General features: G+C 59.4%; 18 protein-coding genes. 2 read left to right on the forward strand and 16 right to left on the reverse strand.

Translation table 11 applies throughout. From position 1 onward, the window contains the following. Positions 1-3: 3 nt before the first annotated feature. The 4 genes from rpsS to K3758_RS15050 all read right to left on the reverse strand — a co-directional run bounded on the left by rpsS (position 4) and on the right by K3758_RS15050 (position 3,867). Positions 4-282 carry a 30S ribosomal protein S19 gene (gene rpsS, locus K3758_RS15035; protein WP_007118838.1) on the reverse strand — a complete coding sequence of 93 codons (279 nt, stop codon included), beginning with the start codon at positions 280-282 and terminating at the stop codon, positions 4-6. 3 nt (positions 283-285) lie between these two features. Continuing rightward, positions 286-1,128: a 50S ribosomal protein L2 gene (rplB, locus tag K3758_RS15040; RefSeq protein ID WP_067267965.1), complete on the reverse strand. Its 843-nt coding sequence runs from the start codon at positions 1,126-1,128 to the stop codon at positions 286-288. Between the two features lie 312 nt (positions 1,129-1,440). Next, the gene (locus K3758_RS15045) at positions 1,441-2,595 is read right to left on the reverse strand and encodes a PRC-barrel domain-containing protein (protein ID WP_259946337.1); all 1,155 of its coding nucleotides are present in this window, start codon (positions 2,593-2,595) and stop codon (positions 1,441-1,443) included. A gap of 240 nt (positions 2,596-2,835) precedes the next feature. Continuing rightward, the gene (locus tag K3758_RS15050; RefSeq protein ID WP_259946339.1) at positions 2,836-3,867 is read right to left on the reverse strand and encodes a fatty acid desaturase; all 1,032 of its coding nucleotides are present in this window, start codon (positions 3,865-3,867) and stop codon (positions 2,836-2,838) included. 173 nt (positions 3,868-4,040) lie between these two features. On the opposite strand from K3758_RS15050, the gene K3758_RS15055 reads away from it, so the two are divergent. After that, positions 4,041-4,466: a DUF1801 domain-containing protein gene (locus tag K3758_RS15055; RefSeq protein ID WP_259946340.1), complete on the forward strand. Its 426-nt coding sequence runs from the start codon at positions 4,041-4,043 to the stop codon at positions 4,464-4,466. Between the two features lie 34 nt (positions 4,467-4,500). On the opposite strand, the gene K3758_RS15060 is transcribed toward K3758_RS15055, so the two are convergent. The 9 genes from K3758_RS15060 to rpsL form a co-directional block, all read right to left on the reverse strand. Next, entirely contained in the window at positions 4,501-4,797 is a 297-nt protein-coding gene (locus tag K3758_RS15060) for a 50S ribosomal protein L23 (protein ID WP_007118833.1), read from the reverse strand. Next, a complete protein-coding gene (gene rplD / locus K3758_RS15065; RefSeq protein ID WP_067622160.1) occupies positions 4,794-5,411 on the reverse strand; it encodes a 50S ribosomal protein L4 in 618 nt (205 codons plus the stop codon). The genes K3758_RS15060 and rplD overlap by 4 nt, the downstream gene beginning before the upstream one ends. Further along, positions 5,408-6,286 carry a 50S ribosomal protein L3 gene (gene rplC / locus K3758_RS15070; RefSeq protein WP_082849552.1) on the reverse strand — a complete coding sequence of 293 codons (879 nt, stop codon included), beginning with the start codon at positions 6,284-6,286 and terminating at the stop codon, positions 5,408-5,410. Before rplC ends, rplD begins: the two co-directional genes overlap by 4 nt. A gap of 17 nt (positions 6,287-6,303) precedes the next feature. Next, positions 6,304-6,624, reverse strand: coding sequence for a 30S ribosomal protein S10 (gene rpsJ / locus K3758_RS15075; RefSeq protein ID WP_067267998.1), 321 nt, complete (start codon positions 6,622-6,624; stop codon positions 6,304-6,306). A 288-nt stretch (positions 6,625-6,912) separates the two neighbouring features. Then, complete coding sequence (locus K3758_RS15080) at positions 6,913-8,058, reverse strand: DSD1 family PLP-dependent enzyme (protein ID WP_259946342.1); 1,146 nt, start codon at positions 8,056-8,058, stop codon at positions 6,913-6,915. Between the two features lie 136 nt (positions 8,059-8,194). Next, positions 8,195-9,370 (reverse strand): elongation factor Tu, encoded by a 1,176-nt coding sequence (gene tuf, locus K3758_RS15085; RefSeq protein WP_067622157.1) that lies wholly within the window; start codon positions 9,368-9,370, stop codon positions 8,195-8,197. Positions 9,371-9,456: 86 nt separating this feature from the next. Further along, positions 9,457-11,583 carry an elongation factor G gene (gene fusA, locus K3758_RS15090; protein ID WP_259946344.1) on the reverse strand — a complete coding sequence of 709 codons (2,127 nt, stop codon included), beginning with the start codon at positions 11,581-11,583 and terminating at the stop codon, positions 9,457-9,459. Between the two features lie 65 nt (positions 11,584-11,648). Then, a complete protein-coding gene (gene rpsG, locus K3758_RS15095) occupies positions 11,649-12,119 on the reverse strand; it encodes a 30S ribosomal protein S7 (protein ID WP_067267956.1) in 471 nt (156 codons plus the stop codon). An 87-nt stretch (positions 12,120-12,206) separates the two neighbouring features. Beyond that, positions 12,207-12,578: a 30S ribosomal protein S12 gene (gene rpsL / locus K3758_RS15100; RefSeq protein ID WP_007118826.1), complete on the reverse strand. Its 372-nt coding sequence runs from the start codon at positions 12,576-12,578 to the stop codon at positions 12,207-12,209. Between the two features lie 398 nt (positions 12,579-12,976). Here rpsL and K3758_RS15105 point away from each other — a divergent pair, with 398 nt between their 5' ends. Beyond that, entirely contained in the window at positions 12,977-13,780 is an 804-nt protein-coding gene (locus tag K3758_RS15105; protein ID WP_259946351.1) for a putative rhamnosyl transferase, read from the forward strand. Here K3758_RS15105 and K3758_RS15110 read toward each other — a convergent pair. From K3758_RS15110 to rpoC, 3 genes are all read right to left on the reverse strand, one after another. After that, on the reverse strand, positions 13,753-14,640 hold the full coding sequence (locus K3758_RS15110; RefSeq protein WP_259946353.1) for a DMT family transporter: 888 nt from the start codon (positions 14,638-14,640) through the stop codon (positions 13,753-13,755). The two genes, K3758_RS15105 and K3758_RS15110, sit on opposite strands and share 28 nt — an antisense overlap. Positions 14,641-14,801: 161 nt before the next feature. Beyond that, a complete protein-coding gene (locus K3758_RS15115) occupies positions 14,802-15,206 on the reverse strand; it encodes a two-component system response regulator (RefSeq protein WP_259946355.1) in 405 nt (134 codons plus the stop codon). 185 nt (positions 15,207-15,391) lie between these two features. Continuing rightward, on the reverse strand, positions 15,392-19,642 hold the full coding sequence (gene rpoC / locus K3758_RS15120) for a DNA-directed RNA polymerase subunit beta' (RefSeq protein WP_259946357.1): 4,251 nt from the start codon (positions 19,640-19,642) through the stop codon (positions 15,392-15,394). Between the last annotated feature and the right edge of the window lie 22 nt (positions 19,643-19,664).

Consider the following 19,664-nt stretch of genomic DNA (forward strand, 5'->3'; position numbering starts at 1 on the left):
GGCTTATTTCCGCTTCGCTTTTTTGTCGGCGGCATGACCGTAGTAGGTCCGAGTCGGGGAGTACTCACCGAACTTCTGACCGATCATGTCTTCGCTGACGTTAACAGGGATGTGCTTATGACCGTTGTACACGCCAAACGTCAGACCCACGAACTGGGGCAGGATCGTGCTGCGGCGCGACCAGATCTTGATCACTTCGTTACGGCCGCCCTCGCGGGAAGCCTCTGCCTTTTTGAGGACATAAGAGTCAACAAAAGGACCTTTCCATACTGAACGAGCCATTGATTAACGCCCCTTCTTCTTGGCGTGACGCGAGCGGATGATAAGCTTGCTGGACGCTTTGTTCTTGTTGCGGGTCTTGGCACCCTTCGTCGGCTTACCCCAAGGAGTAACCGGGTGACGACCACCAGAGGTCCGGCCTTCACCACCGCCGTGCGGGTGGTCGATCGGGTTCATCACCACACCACGTACAGAAGGACGGATGCCCTTGTGACGCATGCGGCCCGCTTTACCGTAGTTCTGGTTGGAGTTGTCGGGGTTAGACACAGCACCAACGGTGGCCATGCATTCCTGACGCACGAGACGCAGCTCGCCGCTGCTCAGACGGATCTGAGCGTAGCCACCGTCACGACCCACGAACTGGGCGTAGGTGCCGGCGGCACGTGCGATCTGACCGCCCTTGCCGGGCTTCATCTCGATGTTGTGGACGATCGTACCGATTGGCATGCCCGAGAAAGGCATTGCGTTACCGGGTTTGATGTCCACTTTGGCGCCGGCGATGATCTTGTCGCCGATGGCCAGACGCTGGGGGGCCAGGATGTAGGCCTGCTCGCCGTCTTCGTACTGGATCAGTGCGATGAAAGCGGTCCGGTTGGGGTCATATTCGATCCGCGCGACAACAGCGGACATGTCCAGCTTGTTACGCTTGAAATCAACGATACGGTAGAGGCGCTTTGCACCACCACCTGTACGACGCATTGTGATTCGTCCGGTGTTGTTCCGACCGCCAGATTTGGTCAAACCCTGAGTAAGGGCTTTGACCGGGCGGCCTTTCCACAGCTCCGAACGGTCGATCAGTACCAGTCCACGCTGGCCTGGCGTCGTCGGTTTGTACGACTTGAGTGCCATGTTCTCTGTCTTCCGTTTGCTTGGCACGCATCCATCGAGATGAAAGCGCGTTGGTTGTAGGGCCCCGAAGGTCCCCTGTAGGAGTGGTGGGTGGGCTTAAATCTCTTGCGAGGCAGGCATCCCAACCACCGGGATCGTTCAAATAGCCAAACCCCGGACGAATCCGGGGCTTGAGCCGATGTGGCGACCTAGCAGGTTCAATTCTGCCCGTCCAGTGGGCATGGCGAAATTCCTCTCCCCCTGCCCGCACAAAAGAAAAGAAGGCGCCGAAGCGCCTTCTTCCGTAGGTTTACCGATTACCCAAAGCGGGTATTAGTCAAGGCCAATGCTCTCGGCCAGACGCATACCGGAGTCAAGGATTTCAACTTCTGCTTCGTTGAATTCCGGCATGCTTTCCAGACGCTCTTCGGTGACGCCGGGGACGATCACTTCGTCTTCACGCATGATCAGCTTCTCAACCGGAATGGCGACTTCGTTTTCGCCCATCCCAAGGAAACCGCCAACGCCGATGATCGCAACAACGGTGTCGCCACGGACGCCGATAAAGTCGATCTCGCCAACATCTTCACCGGTTTCGGTGGCGACGCTGCGGCCGGTCAGTTCTTCGGCGGTCAGGTTAAAGATCGGCAGACGCTGCACGTTCTCCTGATAGCGGGTGCGGTCTTCTTCGGCCATATTGCCCTGCTCGTCAGCGTTGAAGTCTTCCATCAGCACGCGGGCTTGCTCTTGCTCGACGTTGATCTCGGCGCCTTCGGCACCTTCAACGTTGACCTGCGGCGCTTCGGCTTCTTCGACGACGACATTCGCGTCTTCACCCTGCTGCACGTTCACGTTGGCTTCTTCCTGCTCAACAGCGACGCGGGCTTCTTCGGATTCAGCCACGTTCACATTGGCTTCGGCCTGCTCAACCGTCACGCGCGGCTCGGCTTCTTCGATGGTCACTTTCGGCTCGGGGCGCACGAACTTCACGACGGGTTCGGGCTGTTCCAGATCAACGATCGGCTCACCTGTGTCCACGTCAACCTGCGGCTTGGGAACCTGCACGGTCACGACCGGCTCAGGGATACGCACGGTGACCTGCGGCTGTGCCTGCTCAACGGTGATGATCGGCGCTTGCTGCTGCACGCGAACGGTCGGCTCTGGCACGGCGACGGTTACTTCGGGCTGGCCCTGCTCAACAGTCACCACGGGAGCGTCCTGCGAGACGTTTACGTCGGGCTCGGGCACGGTCACGTCAACTTCGGCGTCTTCCTGCTCAACAACCACTTGGCCGCCAGCGACATTGGCGGTCGCGGCTGCGTCACCTTCAACTTCGACTTCAGCTTCTGCTTCCATCTCAGCTTCGGCTTCGGCGTTGCGCTCGATAGTCTCTTCGACGTTTTCTGTCGCGTCCTGCGCCAGCACCGGAGCGGCTGCGAAAAGGGCAACGGCGGATACGCCGGCCATGAGTGTTTTGGTATAGATCATTAGGTCTCTCCCGTATTCGTTTAAGATAGTTGAGGCGCCCAGCACCCCGTCTTTCACGGTGAGACAACCGGCAGCTTTCTGCTCTGTTCCAAGAAAATTGATAGCATTTTTTCGGAACTTTTTATGGATCGCCACATGATTGAAGCTGGCCTCGACAGGATCGCGCATGGGTAATGCCACCCCCTAAAAACGCAAAAACCCCGCCGGAGCGGGGGTCTTACATCAGCGATATGTTAGGGCTTAAGCGGCGCGGCGCGCCTGTGCGAAGGATAACAAGCGCTTGCTCTTTTCATCCCACAGATGCAGCCGCGCATTGGCGAGGCTTTCACGAATGGTCATGCGGTTCCCTTCAGCCAGCGCCACGTGATCGCGCAGCACTTCCGGCAAGCGGTAGAACGGGATGCGGCTGTAAAGGTGGTGCACATGGTGAATGCCGATATTGGCGCTCAGCCACTGCAGGGGCCGGGGCAGGATGTAATGCGAAGAGCCGTGAAAGGCCGCGTCATGCAAATCCCACGCTTCGTTCTCTTCCCAATGGGTCGTCTCGAACTGGTGCTGCACATAGAACAGCCACATGCCCGCCGTGGCCGCCAACAGGGTACTGGGGACGAAGATGAGCAGAATGGGCATGATCCCCCCGAAATAGAAGATCACCGCGAGTGCTACGAGGATCGTCAGGTTGGTGCCCATCGCGCTTAACCAATAACGGGTTTGCGCCATCAGCCCCAGCGGGACACGGTTCTGCACGAAAAACAGATAGCTCGGCCCGAGACCAAAAAGCACGACCGGATTGCGGTAGAGACGGTACTGCAACCGCCCAAGCAGTCCAAGCTCGCGATACTCTGCAACGGTGAGGGTGTGAATGTCGCCGATTCCGCGACGGCCAAGGTTCCCGGCCGAGGAATGGTGGATCGAATGGGTTCGGCGCCAAACGTCATAGGGCGTCAGTGTCAGCACCCCCAGCACGCGGCCCACCCAATCGCTGGTGCGACGGCTGCTGAAAAAGGCCGCATGGCCGCAGTCATGCTGAATCGCAAAGAGGCGCAGCAGGAAGCCCGCATTCACCAGCGAAATGCCAAGCGTCAGCCAGCCGCTGATCGACAACGCCCACCAAGCCAGTGCCCAAAGAAGGACAAACGGCCCAAGCGTAATCGCCAGTTCAAAACTGCTGCGCCAAGTGCTTGGCTCGCGGTAGCGGGCCAGCACGCGCACCCAGTCGCGCGCGTTCGACACGTCCGCAGACGCGCCAGAGGTAGATTTTTCGTGAGACATAGAGCTGCTTTTTATCGTTGCTTCATGCCTTGTAAAGGAAAGCGCGCAGCAAGCAACTTATCCGTTGAGTATTAACGCGGGGTTTCCGCTCACGCGGCTAACAACCGTCGAGATAGGTCGCCTTGCTGGCCCCGAGTGATTGATCCTATCGGCCTCCACGCCTACGCTTGCGCATGACTTTGCCCGACCTGCCCTTCCAAACCGACGCCGTAACCCGCGCATTCGCCGACTTTCCAGATACGGTACGCCCCGGCCTCTTGGAAGTACGGCGCCTCATCTTCGAAGTCGCGGCGACCGAGAATGTGGGACCCATCGATGAAACCCTGAAATGGGGTCAGCCCGCCTATCTCACATCCGAAAGCAAATCCGGCACAACCCTGCGCGTTGGTGTGCCAAAGTCTGGCGGTTACGCGGTCTTCGTGCACTGCCAGACAACCGTAATCTCAGACGCCCGTACGGTTTTCGGAGACGCCTTCACCTATGATGGTAATCGCGCCGTCCTCTTTGATGCTGAGGCCGAGGTCGCCAAAACGCCCCTGGCCCTTTTGATCGCCCAAGCGTTGACCTACCACCGTCGAAACGAAAAAGGCCCCCGCTGAGCGGAGGCCTTTTCCAAATGTCAGTACCGAAAACTTACAGCCCGGTGGAGACGTCGATCGTGTTGCCCTCTTCAAGCGTCACGTAAGCCTTTTTAACGTCTTTACGGCGGCCCATCTGGCCCCGGAAACGCTTGACCTTGCCTTTGGTGATGGACGTGTTCACGGCCTTCACCTTGACGTTAAAGAGCGCCTCAACGGCCTCTTTGATCATCGGCTTGTTGCTTTCGATCGCCACTTCGAAAACGACAGCGTTCTGTTCGGACGCCATGGTTGCTTTCTCGGTGATGATCGGCTTGCGGATCACGTCGTAGTGTTCATGCTTGGCGCTCATTTCAGGCGTGCCTCCAATGCTTCGATCCCCGCTTTGGTGATCACCAGAGTGTCACGCTTGAGGATGTCATAGACGTTTGCGCCCATCGACGGCAGGACATCCAGCCCTTCGATGTTGCGCGCGGCCTGTGCGAAGTTCTCGTTGACCGAAGCGCCATCGATGACCAGCGCGCGCTTCCAACCCAGGTTCGACACCTGTTTGGCCAGAGCGGCTGTTTTGCCCTCGGATGTGGCTTCGTCGATGATGACCAAGGAACCGGCTTTTGCTTTGGCGGACAGCGCGTGGCGCAGACCCAGCTTGCGGAACTTTTTGGTCAGCTCGTGGCCGTGGCTACGCGGGGTCGGACCCTTGTAGATACCACCCTTACGGAAGATCGGCGCGTTCCGGTCACCGTGGCGTGCGCCGCCGGTCCCTTTTTGGCGATAGATCTTCTTGGTCGAGTAGCTGGTCTCGGACCGGGTCTTGACCTTGTGCGTACCCTGCTGCGCGTTGTTACGCTGCCAGCGCACGACGCGGTGCAGGATGTCGGCACGCGGCTCAAGGCCGAACAGTGCTTCGTCCAGGTCTACGGACCCGGCTTTGCCACCGTCGAGTTTGATGACATCGAGTTTCATGCGTCACCTTCTTTCTTGTCAGCGTCGGCATCGGAATTATCGGCATCCGAACCTTCAGCTGCGATTTCAGCTTCCGCGGCTTTCAGCGCTTCGGCTTCCTGTGCGGCTTGCTCTTCGGCCAAACGCTTGGCTTCGGCTTCTGCCTCTGCTGCGGCTGCGGCGGCTGCCTCTTCGGCGGCTTTCGCGGCTTCTTCAGCGGCGGATTTCAGAGCGGCGGGCAGAATCGCGTCTTCGGGGAACGGCTTTTTGACCGCATCCTTGACCGTGACCCAGCCACCTTTGGAGCCAGGAACGGCGCCTTTAACCATGATCAGGCCACGCGCGCTGTCGGTCTTGACGACTTCGAGGTTCTGCGTGGTTACACGGGCAGCACCCATGTGACCGGCCATTTTCTTACCTTTGAAAACTTTGCCGGGATCCTGACACTGGCCTGTGGAGCCGTGGGAACGGTGGCTGATGGAAACACCGTGTGTCGCCCGCAGACCGCCAAAGTTGTGACGCTTCATCGCACCGGCAAAACCTTTACCGATCGAAGTGCCTGCAACGTCAACGTACTGACCCGCGAAGTAGTGGTCCGCGATGATTTCCTCACCAACGTCCAGCATCGCGTCGGCATCGACGCGGAACTCAGCAACCTTGCGCTTGGGTTCCACTTTCGCAGCTGCGAAGTGGCCACGCATGGCTTGGCTTGTGCGTTTGGCTTTCGCCGAACCGGCACCGAGCTGAACGGCGGTATAGCCGTCACGGTCTGCGGTGCGCTGTGCGACAACCTGAAGCTTGTCCAACTGAAGAACGGTCACAGGAATCTGCTTGCCGTCTTCCATGAACAGCCGGGTCATGCCGACTTTTTTTGCAATAACGCCTGAGCGCAACATATGATTACCCTCCCGGCTTACGATTGCAGCTTGATCTCGACATCCACGCCAGCGGCGAGGTCGAGCTTCATCAGCGCGTCCACGGTCTGGGGGGTCGGATCAATGATATCCAGCAGACGCTTGTGCGTGCGGATTTCGAACTGGTCACGGGATTTCTTGTCAACGTGGGGACCACGAAGAACGGTGAATTTTTCGATTTTGTTCGGCAGCGGAATGGGACCGCGAACCGAAGCGCCTGTGCGCTTGGCGGTGCTGACGATTTCCTGAGTGGAGGCATCGAGCACCCGGTAGTCAAACGCCTTGAGGCGAATGCGGATGTTCTGGCTTTGAACGGCCATATGCATATCCCTTGTTTTGGGATTCTAACGGATTGGAGGAAGCAGGCTCATCCGGCCCCCTCATCGCGCCATGGTATTAAATCAAACGGGGCGCGTCTGACGCACCCCGGTGATGGGCGTCCTATAGGGGGAATCGGTTCGGGGAGCAAGAGGGTTCTAAAAACCCCCGGGTTTTTAGAACCAGTGCGCAAGGTCATGCCGGTCACGGCGTGACAGCGCACCCCGCCCGCGTTCAACCCCAACCCGGTCGAGCCTATCAACTCGGCCAGCGTTCGCCCCCTAGCAGCCTCACCACCCCCCAAACCGCTCCCAATAGCCCGTCACATTCCCCTCCTCATCGAGCACATGATACCCCTCATGTTGCGCCGCCGTCGCGCAAACATGGTTGGGCAGTATCCGCAGCAACGTCCCCGGCGCCAGATCCGGCACCTCCGCCCCCGAGCCCGGGCGGGCCGCGATCGTCCCATGTTCCTGACTGCACTGCGCCACGATCAAATCGGGCAACACATTCCCCTCGACATCACAGACCACCCCATACCCCTGATCCACCGCCTGCGCCGCCGTGCCCCGGTCCCGAGACAGCGCCATCCAGCCCGCATCAACCATCAGCCAGCCCTTGTCCTTTTGCGCGCCGATCACCGAGGTCAGCACCGAAAGCGCTAGATCATCAATCTCGCACACCCCGATCCCCGCCATGACCAGATCGCAAAAGACATAAACCCCGGCGCGCAGTTCGGTCACGCCGGTAAGGTCGGCCGCGGCATGGGCCGTGGGCGTAGAGCCGACGCTTACGACCGGACAGGGCAATCCCGCGCCGCGCAAATGCGCCGCCGCATGCACTGCCGCATCGCGTTCCGCGCAGGCAAAGCGTGTCTGCGCCGCCTGCCCGACCGCGCCGTAGCTTTCCCCCGCATGGGTCAACACCCCGGCGAGTTCCGTCCCGCCCTCATCCAGCAACCGCCCGATTTCAACAAGCGCCGGATCATCGGGCGAGAGCCCGCTGCGGTGCCCATCACTGTCGATCTCCAGCAAGGCTGGAATAGGAAGGCCCGCCGCCCGCGACGCCTCGGCCACGGCGCGGGCCTGCGGCGCGTTATCTACCAGTACAGTCAGGCGGCAGCCGCGTCGCAACAAAGCGAGCACACGGTCGAGTTTGTTGAGGGCGATGCCAACGCCATAGGTGATATCCGTGACACCGGCTTTGGCGAAAACCTCTGCCTCGGCGAGGGTCGACACCATCGCGGGGCCGACGCCACCAGTCAGCAGCCGCTGCGCCACATCTAATGATTTGCACGTTTTAAGATGCGGGCGCAGGGTCACGCCCAGCCCCTCGGCCCGCTTTGCCAACCGGTCGATGTTGCGCATCATGCGCCGCTCACCCAGCAAGGCACAAGGCGTGGGCAGGTTAGAAATGGCGCGGCGGGTATTGGTCATGTCGGCTCCGGCTATTGGGGTACGGGCCGAGCATAGTCAGGTGGGCCGCCAAGACCACCCTGACAAAGCAAAAGGCCGCAGCAGATGCTGCGGCCTTTCGATTTCTTACAGGTCAGACCCGAAGGTCCGCCTATGATCACTCAGTGATCTTCGACACAACACCGGCGCCAACAGTCCGGCCACCTTCGCGGATCGCGAAGCGCAGGCCGTTTTCCATGGCGATCGGTGCGATCAGCTCAACGCCGAAGGACACGTTGTCGCCGGGCATGACCATCTCGGTGCCTTCTGCCAGCTGAACGGTGCCGGTCACGTCAGTTGTACGGAAGTAGAACTGCGGACGGTAGTTCGCGAAGAACGGCGTGTGACGGCCACCTTCCTCTTTGGTGAGGATGTAGGCTTCGGCTTCGAACTTGGTGTGCGGGTTCACGGAACCGGGCTTGCAGAGAACCTGACCGCGCTCAACGCCGTCACGCTCAACGCCACGCAGCAGCGCGCCGATGTTGTCGCCAGCTTCACCACGGTCCAGCAGCTTGCGGAACATTTCCACGCCTGTGCAGGTGGTTTTCTTGGTGTCGCGGATGCCGACGATTTCAATCTCGTCGCCAACGTTGATCACGCCACGCTCAACACGGCCGGTCACAACGGTACCACGACCAGAGATCGAGAAGACGTCTTCGACAGGCATCAGGAACGGCTGGTCAACAGCGCGCTCTGGTGTTGGGATGTAGTTGTCGACTTCTTCCATCAGCTTGCGGATCGCGTTTTCGCCGATGTTCTCGTCACGGCCTTCCATCGCCGCCAGAGCGGAACCGGGCACAACGGGGATGTCGTCGCCGGGGTAGTCGTAGGAAGACAGCAGCTCGCGGATTTCCATCTCAACCAGCTCAAGCAGCTCTTCGTCGTCAACCTGGTCAACTTTGTTCATGAAGACGACCATGGCGGGGATGCCAACCTGACGGCCGAGCAGGATGTGCTCACGCGTCTGGGGCATCGGGCCGTCGGCCGCGTTCACAACCAAGATCGCGCCGTCCATCTGAGCCGCACCGGTGATCATGTTTTTCACATAGTCAGCGTGGCCGGGGCAGTCGACGTGGGCGTAGTGACGTGCTTCGGTCTCATACTCAACGTGTGCGGTCGAGATGGTGATGCCGCGGGCCTTTTCTTCGGGCGCGCCGTCGATCTGGTCATACGCTTGGAAGTCACCGAAGTATTTGGTGATCGCCGCGGTCAGCGTGGTTTTACCGTGGTCAACGTGGCCGATTGTGCCGATGTTGACGTGTGGCTTGTTACGTTCAAACTTTGCCTTTGCCATGGTGTTGGCTCCTTTAGATGTTGGGTGGTGGGCTTAAAAACCCACCCTACAGATTGGGTAGGGCGGGGTTCACCCCGCCATCCCGGTTATGCAAATTTGGCCTGAATCTCGTCGGAGATGTTCTGCGGCACAGGCTCGTAGTGGTCGAACTGCATGGTGAAGTTCGCACGACCGGAAGACATCGAACGCAGCGTGTTGATGTAGCCGAACATGTTGGCCAGCGGTACGAAGGCGTCGATCGCGATGGCGTTGCCGCGCGTGTCTTGACCCTGCACCTGACCCCGACGGGATGTCAGGTCACCGATGATGCCACCGGTGTACTCTTCCGGTGTCACAACTTCGACCTTCATGATCGGTTCCAGCAGTTTCGCGCCAGCTTTCTTCATGCCTTCGCGCATACCCATACGGGCGGCGATTTCGAAGGCCAGAACGCTGGAGTCAACGTCGTGGAATTTACCGTCGATCAGAGCAACCTTGAAGTCGATGACCGGGAAGCCCGCCAGCGGACCGGAGTCCAGAACCGACTTGATCCCTTTTTCCACGCCCGGGATGTATTCCTTGGGGATGGCACCACCGACGATGCGGCTCTCAAAGGAGTAACCTTCGCCCGGCTCGGTCGGCATCAGGATCATCTTAACTTCACCGAACTGACCCGAACCACCCGACTGTTTCTTGTGGGTATAGGTGATTTCGGCTTCGCGGCTGATCGTCTCACGGTATGCCACCTGCGGCGCACCGATGTTCGCTTCAACTTTGAATTCGCGCTTCAGACGGTCCACCAGGATGTCGAGGTGAAGTTCGCCCATGCCCTTCATGATGGTCTGACCGGATTCCAGATCGGTTTCGACGCGGAAAGAAGGGTCTTCGGCGGCCAAACGGGCCAGACCTGCAGACATCTTTTCCTGGTCGGCCTTGGTTTTCGGCTCTACCGCGATCTCGATCACCGGATCGGGGAAGGTCATGGTTTCCAGAACCACCGGATCGTTGGCGGCACAGAGCGTGTCACCTGTGGTGGTGTCTTTCAGACCGGCCAGCGCGATGATGTCGCCCGCATAGGCTTCTTCAATCTCTTCACGGTTGATCGAGTGCATCATCATCATACGACCGACGCGCTCTTTCTTGCCCTTGGTCGAGTTCAGAAGGGTATCGCCCTTCTTCAGCACGCCCGAGTAAATGCGGGTGAAGGTCAACGAACCAACGAAGGGGTCGTTCATGATTTTGAACGCAAGGCCAGAGAACGCCATGTCATCATCCGCGCGGCGCGGGATGTTACGGGTTTCTGTCTCATCGCCCGGCTTGAAGCCCATGTAGTCGACAACGTCCAGCGGGCTGGGCAGATAGTCGATCACGGCGTTCAAGAGCGGCTGAACACCTTTGTTCTTGAAGGCAGAACCACAGAGAACGGGGATGAACTTGATTGCCAGCGTGCCCTTGCGGATCAGGTCGCGCAGGGTGTCGACGTCAGGCTCGGCGCCATCCATCAGGTAGTTTTCCATCGCCTCATCGTCCATCTCGACCGCGGTCTCGATGAGCTTGGCACGCCATTCGTCAGCGGTGTCCTTCAGGCTGTCACGGATGTCGCGCTGTTCCCAGCCAGCACCCAGATCTTCGCCGGACCAGACCCATTCCTTCATGGTGACCAGATCAACGATGCCTTCCAGCTCGTTCTCTGCACCGATCGGAATCTGGATCGGCGCCGGTGTGGCACCGGTACGGTCTTTGATCATGTGAACGCAGTTGAAGAAGTCCGCGCCGATTTTGTCCATCTTGTTGACGAACACGATACGCGGAACCTTGTAGCGGTCAGCCTGACGCCAAACGGTTTCGGTCTGCGGCTCAACACCGGCGTTGGCGTCGAGAACGGCAACCGCGCCGTCGAGAACCGCCAGCGAACGCTCAACTTCGATGGTGAAGTCAACGTGGCCAGGGGTGTCGATGATGTTCATCCGGAACTTGGTGTCGGATGTCGCATCGGCTGTGGGCTCTTCCTGGCGCTGCCAGAACGTGGTCGTCGCGGCGGAGGTGATGGTGATGCCGCGCTCTTGTTCCTGCTCCATCCAGTCCATCGTTGCGGCGCCGTCATGCACCTCACCGATGTTGTGGGATTTGCCGGTGTAGAACAGGATGCGTTCGGAACAGGTGGTTTTGCCGGCATCGATGTGAGCCATGATGCCGAAGTTGCGGTAGCGTTGGAGCGGATAGTCGCGTGCCATGGGGCTGCTTCCTCGAAAATGTCAGTACGAACAGATCGCGCCCGAAACCGGGCGCGACGTTGAAATTACCAGCGGTAGTGGCTGAACGCTTTGTTCGCGTCGGCCATCTTGTGCGTATCTTCGCGCTTTTTAACAGCGGTACCACGGGACTGAACGGCGTCCAGCAGCTCGCCTGCAAGGCGCTCTTCCATGGTGTTTTCGTTACGCGCACGGGCGGCTTTGATCAACCAGCGGATCGCCAGCGCCTGACGACGCTCGGGGCGCACTTCGACCGGTACCTGATAGGTGGCACCACCAACGCGGCGCGAACGAACTTCGACCGACGGCTGGATGTTTTCAAGCGCTTCGTGGAACACTTCGATCGGGGCGCGTTTGATCTTGTCTTCGACGCGGGTCATCGCGTTGTAGACGATGCGCTCGGCGACAGATTTCTTGCCGTCGATCATCAGGTTGTTCATGAATTTGGTGAGAACCAGATCGCCGTATTTGGCGTCTGGCAGGACTTCGCGTTTTTCAGCGGCGTGGCGGCGTGACATGTCAGTGTCTTCCTCTTGGCGGGTGGTGGGGCGCTGCCCCACCGAACATCGGGTGGAAAGGCGGGGCCGTGCCCCACCTGTGCGAGATTACTTCGGACGCTTCGCGCCGTACTTCGAACGACGCTGCTTACGGTCTTTAACGCCCTGCGTATCAAGAACACCGCGCAGGATGTGGTAACGCACACCCGGAAGGTCTTTTACACGACCGCCGCGGATCAGAACCACGGAGTGTTCCTGAAGGTTGTGGCTCTCGCCCGGGATGTAAGAGATGACTTCGAAACCGTTGGTCAGGCGCACCTTGGCAACCTTACGCATGGCCGAGTTCGGCTTTTTGGGTGTCGTTGTGTAAACCCGTGTGCAGACGCCGCGCTTTTGCGGGCACTCCTGCAGGTGCATGGATTTCGAACGTTTGACTTTCGGCTGCCGCGGCTTGCGGATCAGCTGTTGGATCGTTGGCATTCCGGATATATCCCCGTATCGCTCAGATTTTGTACACGGGGGATCCCCCATGCGGCTAAATTCGGTTACTTCATGCGTCCACAAAGCAAAATGACCGCAACGTTCCCGTACCGAGGAAAACGACGCGGTGGGTTAACAGAGGATCGGGCCAGTAGTAGGCCGGATCGTGACCACTTCAGTTATGAGTTCGGACTGGCAGAGCGGCCTCCGCCTCCGAGATAGCGGGCGTATAGAGCGTTGCGCGGGGCCTGTCAACAGCACCGCCCGGCCCGGCACCGCCGAGAGCGTGCCATCGCGTGCTCGGGCTGCGCCATCTGCCCTTTGCCTTGCCGAGCCCCCTTGCCAGCGGCCGCCCCCTGTCGCCATATTCGTCGAAGTTATCCTTGAGGGGCAATACCATGCAAGCCATCGGCCTGTGCCGCTTTTCTTACCCCGCCCTTGGTGGATTTCAGGTGGGGCACGACACCACCGAGGAGCGCATCGCCTACCTCTATGACGAAGCTCGGCTCGAAGAGCGGTTCCGTCTGCTCGAGACCGTCGCCCTGCCCTGCCTCAAGGCCCAGACAGACCCGGATTTCTCACTCGTTTTCGTGATCGGCGACCAGTTCCCGGACCACCACGCCCGCCGCCTCGAATCGCTCCTTTCCGACTTGCCTCAGGCGGTGATCCACCGCGAGCCGCCCCGCCAGCATCGCGAGGTGATGAAAGAGGTGCTGAACGCCGCGCGGATCAATCCCAAAGAGCCGTGCCTGCAATTCCGCTATGACGATGACGATGCGGTCTCCGTGGATTTCATTGCCCGGCTGCGGCGTGCGGTTGAGGACAGCGCGGGGCTTTTGGAGGGTCAACGCTCGGTCGCTTTCGACTGGCCCAAAGGGTATATCGCGGAGTTCGGGCAGGACGGCATTCGCGCGGCGGAAGTGTTTCGCCCCCTTAATGTGGCTGCCTTGGCGATGTATGTGAAGGGCGGCAGTCCGGTCACGATCATGAACTTCGCCCATGAGAAACTGCCGCGCTTCATGCCCTGCGTCAGCCTGCCCGACGCGGCGATGTTCGTGCGCAGCCACAACGGATCGAACGATTCGCGCCAAGGGCTTGCGCGGCATGTGGACGTGGCCCCACTGAATGCCGAAGGCGAAGCGCTGTTTCGAACACGCTTTGCCATCGACGCAGATCAGGTGCGCCGGACCTTCTCGGCTTGAATTTTCAGGGCGCGTTCGCGGTAGAGGGTGAAGACCCCCGTGGCCACAACAATGCCCGCGCCGATCAAGGTCAGGGTGCCCGGCCAATCGCCAAAGATGAACCAGCCCAGCAGCAGCGCCCACAGCAGGCCTGTGTAGCGGAACGGCGCCACAAAGGCGACGTCGCCCACCCGCATGACCTGGATCGAGAAAAAATAGCCGCCAAGCACGAAAACGCCGGACCCGCCAATCAGCACTGCCAGCGAAGGTGTCACCGGCGCCCACGGCGCACTGAGTGATGCGAGCCCCGCCGCCGTCATCACCGACAGCGCGGTGATTAATGTGACCGTCATCGAGGGCACCGCAGGTGACAGGGCGCGGGTTGAAAGATCACGGACCGTCACGCAGAGCACCGCGATCAGCACGTAGATTGACCAGATGTTAAACCCTTCAGCTCCCGGCTTCACAATCAGCAAGACACCGCAGAAACCGATCCCAATCGCCACCAGCCGCCGCCAGCCTACCGCCTGCCGCAACACCAGTGCCGCGGCCAACGTGACCGAGAGCGGCACCACCTGAAGAATCGCGGTGACATTGGCCAAAGGCATGTTGAACAACGCCGTGAGAAAGAAATAGGCCGCTGCAATCTCGGCCACAGAGCGGAGGCCGATCACCCGCCAGTCCCGCGCCTCAAGCCGAAAATCGATGCGCCCCAGTTGACGGCTGAGGGCAAGGATCAATAGCGACGTTGTTGCCCCCCGCAGGAAGAGGAGCTGGAACAGCGGCAGTGCCCCGTCAGTCATTTTAAGCAACGTATCGTTAAACGTGAAACAAGCCATCGAGGCGATCATCAGCAATGCGCCGATGGTATTGGGGGACATGAAAGCGCTCCGGGAAAAATGGTGCGGCTTATATCGGTGCCGCTCCCGAATGACTGGCAGCGGGCACGGGGGCTGTCAAGAACGGCGGCTTGTGCTCGGCCACGGGACCGACAGCAGATGACGGTCAGCAGGCGCCTAGAGCGCCGCTTTGCCGCAGAGCGTTACTGGCTAGACGCCTGCGCCACCGATTGTTGCTGACTGGCCAGCAGGTTCCGGACCGTGCTGCGCAGCAGTCCCGGCTCAACGGGTTTTTGCATCACCGTGGCGGCGAGATCTCGGAAGGCGTCATAGACCTCCAGATCGCGGGTACGACCACTGAGAAAAATGATTGGCGTGCCGGCAATGTCGGGGTTTTCGCCAAAGCGATGCGCCAATTCCAAACCGCCCATATCGGGCATGGAGATATCACTGATGATCAAATCGGGCTTCAGGTCATTCACCACCGCCAGCGCATCGCGGGCGTTCAGGCAAGAGACAAAGGTCAGCGATCTGTCGTCGGAAAAGATCATCTTTACCAATTCCAGAATGATCGGATCATCGTCGATATGTAGAATGCGAGACGTCATCTGAAGAACCTTACGACGGTTAAGCTTTCGCAAACCTATTGCCACTATGTGGCGGATGTAAGGCTACGGCGGCAAATTCCCGGCCATCTCGCTGGCAATGTGCAATCAATGCTGGGGCACCGCGCATAAAAAAGCCCCCGCAGCTTTCACTGCGGGGGCTTTTGATTGTCAGGTCAGAGCGGCGATCAATCGCGGCTCTCGTCGTCACCGACCGGCGTGTTGAACACATCGCCACCGACGATGTCATCATCCGCGGAGGCCGCAGGTGCTGCCAGTGCGGCGGCGGCTTCGGCTTCTTCGCGGCGCGCTTCGATCACGACGTTGTCGCGGTCTGTCGCCACTTTGCGCATCTGCTGGGTCGCCCCACCAGTGCCGGCCGGGATCAGACGGCCCACGATGACGTTCTCTTTCAGCCCAACCAGTTTGTCCCGCTTGCCCTGAACCGAAGCTTCGGTCAGCACGCGCGTTGTTTCCTGGAAGGACGCGGCCGAGATGAAGCTGCGGGTCTGCAGCGACGCCTTGGTGATGCCCAGCAGGATCGGTTCGCCCTTGGCAGGACGGCCACCCTTCGACAGCGCCTTTTCGTTGGCCTGATCAAACTCCTGCTTGTCGACGTGTTCACCCTTAAGCAGCGTGGTGTCGCCGCTTTCCTGGATTTCCCACTTCTGCAGCATTTGACGCACGATGACTTCGATGTGTTTGTCGTTAATCTTCACACCCTGCAGGCGGTAAACGTCCTGCACTTCGTCAATCATGTATTCAGCCAGAGCTTCGACGCCCATGATCGCCAGAATGTCGTGCGGCGCGGGGTTGCCGTCCATGATGTAGTCACCCTTCTGCACGAAGTCGCCTTCGGCAACGGGGATGTGTTTCCCCTTGGGTACCATGTATTCAACCTTCACGTCCGGATCATCCGAGCTTTCGATCGCGATGCGGCGCTTGTTCTTGTAGTCCTTGCCAAAGCGGACATAGCCGTCGATTTCCGCGATGATGGCGTGGTCTTTGGGGCGACGTGCCTCAAAGAGTTCGGCCACACGCGGCAGACCACCGGTAATGTCCTTGGTCTTGGCACCTTCACGCGGGATACGCGCGATGATGTCACCGGCCTGAACCTCGGTCTGGTCCTCAACGGACAGAACCGCATCCACCGACATCGGATAGGTCACCGGGTTGCCCGCATCGTTGCGGACCGGTTCGCCATCTTCACCCACCAAGATGATCTCGGGCTTAAGCTCGTTGCCCTTGGGGGCCGCGCGCCAGTCGATCACGATCTTCTGGGTCATGCCGGTTGCTTCGTCGGTGTCTTCTTTGACCGCGATGCCCGAAACAAGGTCGACGTATTTGGTCATACCCGGTTTTTCGGCGATGATCGGCAGGGTGTAGGGATCCCATTCGAACAGCTTGTCGCCGCGTGCCACGCTGTCGCCTTCCTTGACGTGAAGCTTGGTGCCGTAGCCGATCTTGTGGCTGGCGCGCTCATCGCCGTTCTCATCGACGATCGACAGTTTCATGTTCCGGCCCATGACGAGCATTTCACCGGCGCTGTTTTCAAGCGTCTGCGCATTGTCGAACACGATTTTGCCGGACTGGCTGGCCTCGAGGAAGGACTGCTGACCACCCTGCGCAACGCCGCCGATGTGGAAGGTCCGCATCGTCAGCTGAGTACCGGGTTCACCGATCGACTGGGCCGCGATGATGCCGACAGCCTCACCTTGGTTAACCAGCGTACCGCGTGCAAGGTCACGGCCATAGCACATGGCGCAGACACCCTCTTCGGCATCACAGGTCAGCGGGCTGCGGATCCGTGCGGACTGCACCCCGGCTTCGTCGATGGCATCCGACATGCGCTCGTCGATCAACGAACCTGCGGGCACCAGAACATCCTCGGTGCCCGGCACCAGAATGTCATCCGCCGCAACACGGCCCAGCAGACGCTCGGCCAGCGAGGAGACAACCTCACCGTCGTTGACAGCCGCTTCGGCAGTGATCGCGGTTTCGGTCCCGCAGTCATGCTCACGCACGATGCAGTCCTGGGCCACGTCCACCAGACGGCGTGTCAGGTAACCGGAGTTCGCTGTTTTCAGAGCGGTATCCGACAGACCTTTCCGCGCACCGTGTGTCGAGTTGAAGTACTCAAGAACGGTCAGGCCTTCTTTAAAGTTCGAAATGATCGGCGTCTCGATGATGTCGCCATTTGGCTTCGCCATCAGGCCGCGCATCCCGCCCAGCTGCTTCATCTGCGTGACCGAGCCACGGGCACCGGAGTGGGCCATCATGTAGACCGAGTTCGGCTCTTTCTCGGAGCCATTCTCGTGGTACGTGGTGGCAGAGATGGAGCCCATCATCGCGTCGGTGACCTTGTCGTTACACTTCGACCATGCATCAACGACTTTGTTGTACTTTTCGCCCTGAGTTATCAGGCCGTCCATGTACTGCTGTTCAAAGTCCTTCACCTGCTCACGGGTTTCTTCAACCAGCGGCCATTTGGTGTCGGGGATCAGCATGTCGTCTTTGCCGAAGGAAATGCCCGCTTTGAAAGCTTCGCGGAAACCCATGGTCATGATCTGGTCACAGAAGATAACCGACTCTTTCTGACCGCAATAACGGTAGACGGTGTCGATGACCTGCTGCACTTCTTTCTTACGCAGCAGTCGGTTGACCAGATCAAACGGCGCTTTCGCGTTCAGCGGCAGCAGCGCGCCAAGACGGATACGACCGGGGGTCGTGTCGAAGCGCATCATCACTTCGTTGCCTTCGGCGTCGATCTGTTTGATCCGCGCTTTGATTTTCGAGTGCAGGTGAACCGCACCGGCGTCGAGGGCGTGCTGCACCTCGTCGACGGAGCCGAAGACCATGCCTTCGCCAACCATACCTTGGCGCTCAAGGGTCGTGTAGTAGAGACCCAAGATCATATCCTGCGATGGCACGATGATCGGTGCGCCGTTTGCAGGCGACAGAACGTTGTTCGTGGACATCATCAGAACACGCGCTTCAAGCTGGGCTTCCAGCGAGAGCGGCACGTGAACGGCCATCTGGTCACCGTCAAAGTCAGCGTTAAAGGCCGAGCAGACCAGCGGGTGAAGCTGGATCGCTTTACCCTCGATCAGAACGGGCTCAAACGCCTGAATGCCAAGACGGTGAAGCGTCGGCGCGCGGTTGAGCATGACGGGGTGTTCGCGGATCACCTCATCAAGGATGTCCCAAACCTCGGGACGCTCTTTTTCGACCAGCTTTTTCGCCTGCTTCACGGTGGAGGACAGACCTTTGGCCTCCAGACGCGAGTAGATGAACGGCTTGAACAGCTCCAACGCCATCTTTTTGGGCAGACCACATTGGTGCAGCTTCAGCTCCGGGCCGGTCACAATGACCGAACGGCCCGAGAAGTCGACGCGCTTACCCAAAAGGTTCTGACGGAAGCGACCCTGTTTACCTTTCAGCATGTCCGAGAGCGACTTCAGCGGGCGCTTGTTGGCACCCGTGATGACGCGGCCACGGCGGCCGTTGTCGAACAGAGCGTCGACGGATTCCTGCAGCATCCGCTTTTCGTTGCGGACGATGATATCAGGCGCGCGCAGTTCGATCAGACGCTTCAGACGGTTGTTCCGGTTGATCACGCGGCGGTACAGGTCGTTCAGGTCAGACGTCGCAAAACGGCCACCATCCAGCGGCACCAGCGGGCGCAGTTCTGGCGGGATCACCGGGATCACGGTCATGACCATCCACTCAGGACGGTTGCCCGACTCGAGGAAGGACTCAACCACTTTCAGACGCTTGATGATCTTCTTGGGCTTCAGCTCGCCTGTCGCCTCTTTCAGATCAGCGCGCAGGGTCTCGGCTTCGGCTTCCAGATCGATGGCGGCCAGCATTTCACGGATCGCTTCGGCACCGATATTGGCGGTGAAAGCGTCCATGCCATAGGCGTCTTGGGCGTCCATGTACTCTTCTTCGGTCATCATCTGACCGTATTGAAGATCGGTGAGGCCCGGCTCGATCACGACATAGTTCTCAAAGTAGAGAACACGTTCCAGATCACGCAGGGTCATGTCCAGCATCAGGCCGATGCGCGACGGCAGCGACTTGAGGAACCAGATATGCGCGACGGGCGACGCCAGTTCGATGTGGCCCATGCGCTCACGGCGGACCTTTTGCAGCGTCACTTCGACACCACATTTCTCGCAGACAACGCCGCGATACTTCATCCGCTTATATTTGCCGCAGAGACATTCGTAGTCTTTGATCGGGCCAAAGATACGCGCGCAGAACAGGCCGTCACGCTCTGGCTTGAACGTCCGGTAGTTGATGGTTTCCGGCTTTTTGATCTCGCCGAAGGACCAGCTGAGGATCCGCTCGGGCGAGGCCAAAGAGACCTTGATTTCGTCAAACGCCTTTTGCGGCGTCAGCGGGTTGAACGGGTTGTTTGTCAGTTCCTGGTTCATTTTCAAATCCTTGAAAGGGGTG

The sequence above is a fragment of the Sulfitobacter sp. W002 genome, assembly GCF_025142135.1.
In the GTDB taxonomy this organism is placed as follows: domain Bacteria; phylum Pseudomonadota; class Alphaproteobacteria; order Rhodobacterales; family Rhodobacteraceae; genus Sulfitobacter; species Sulfitobacter profundi.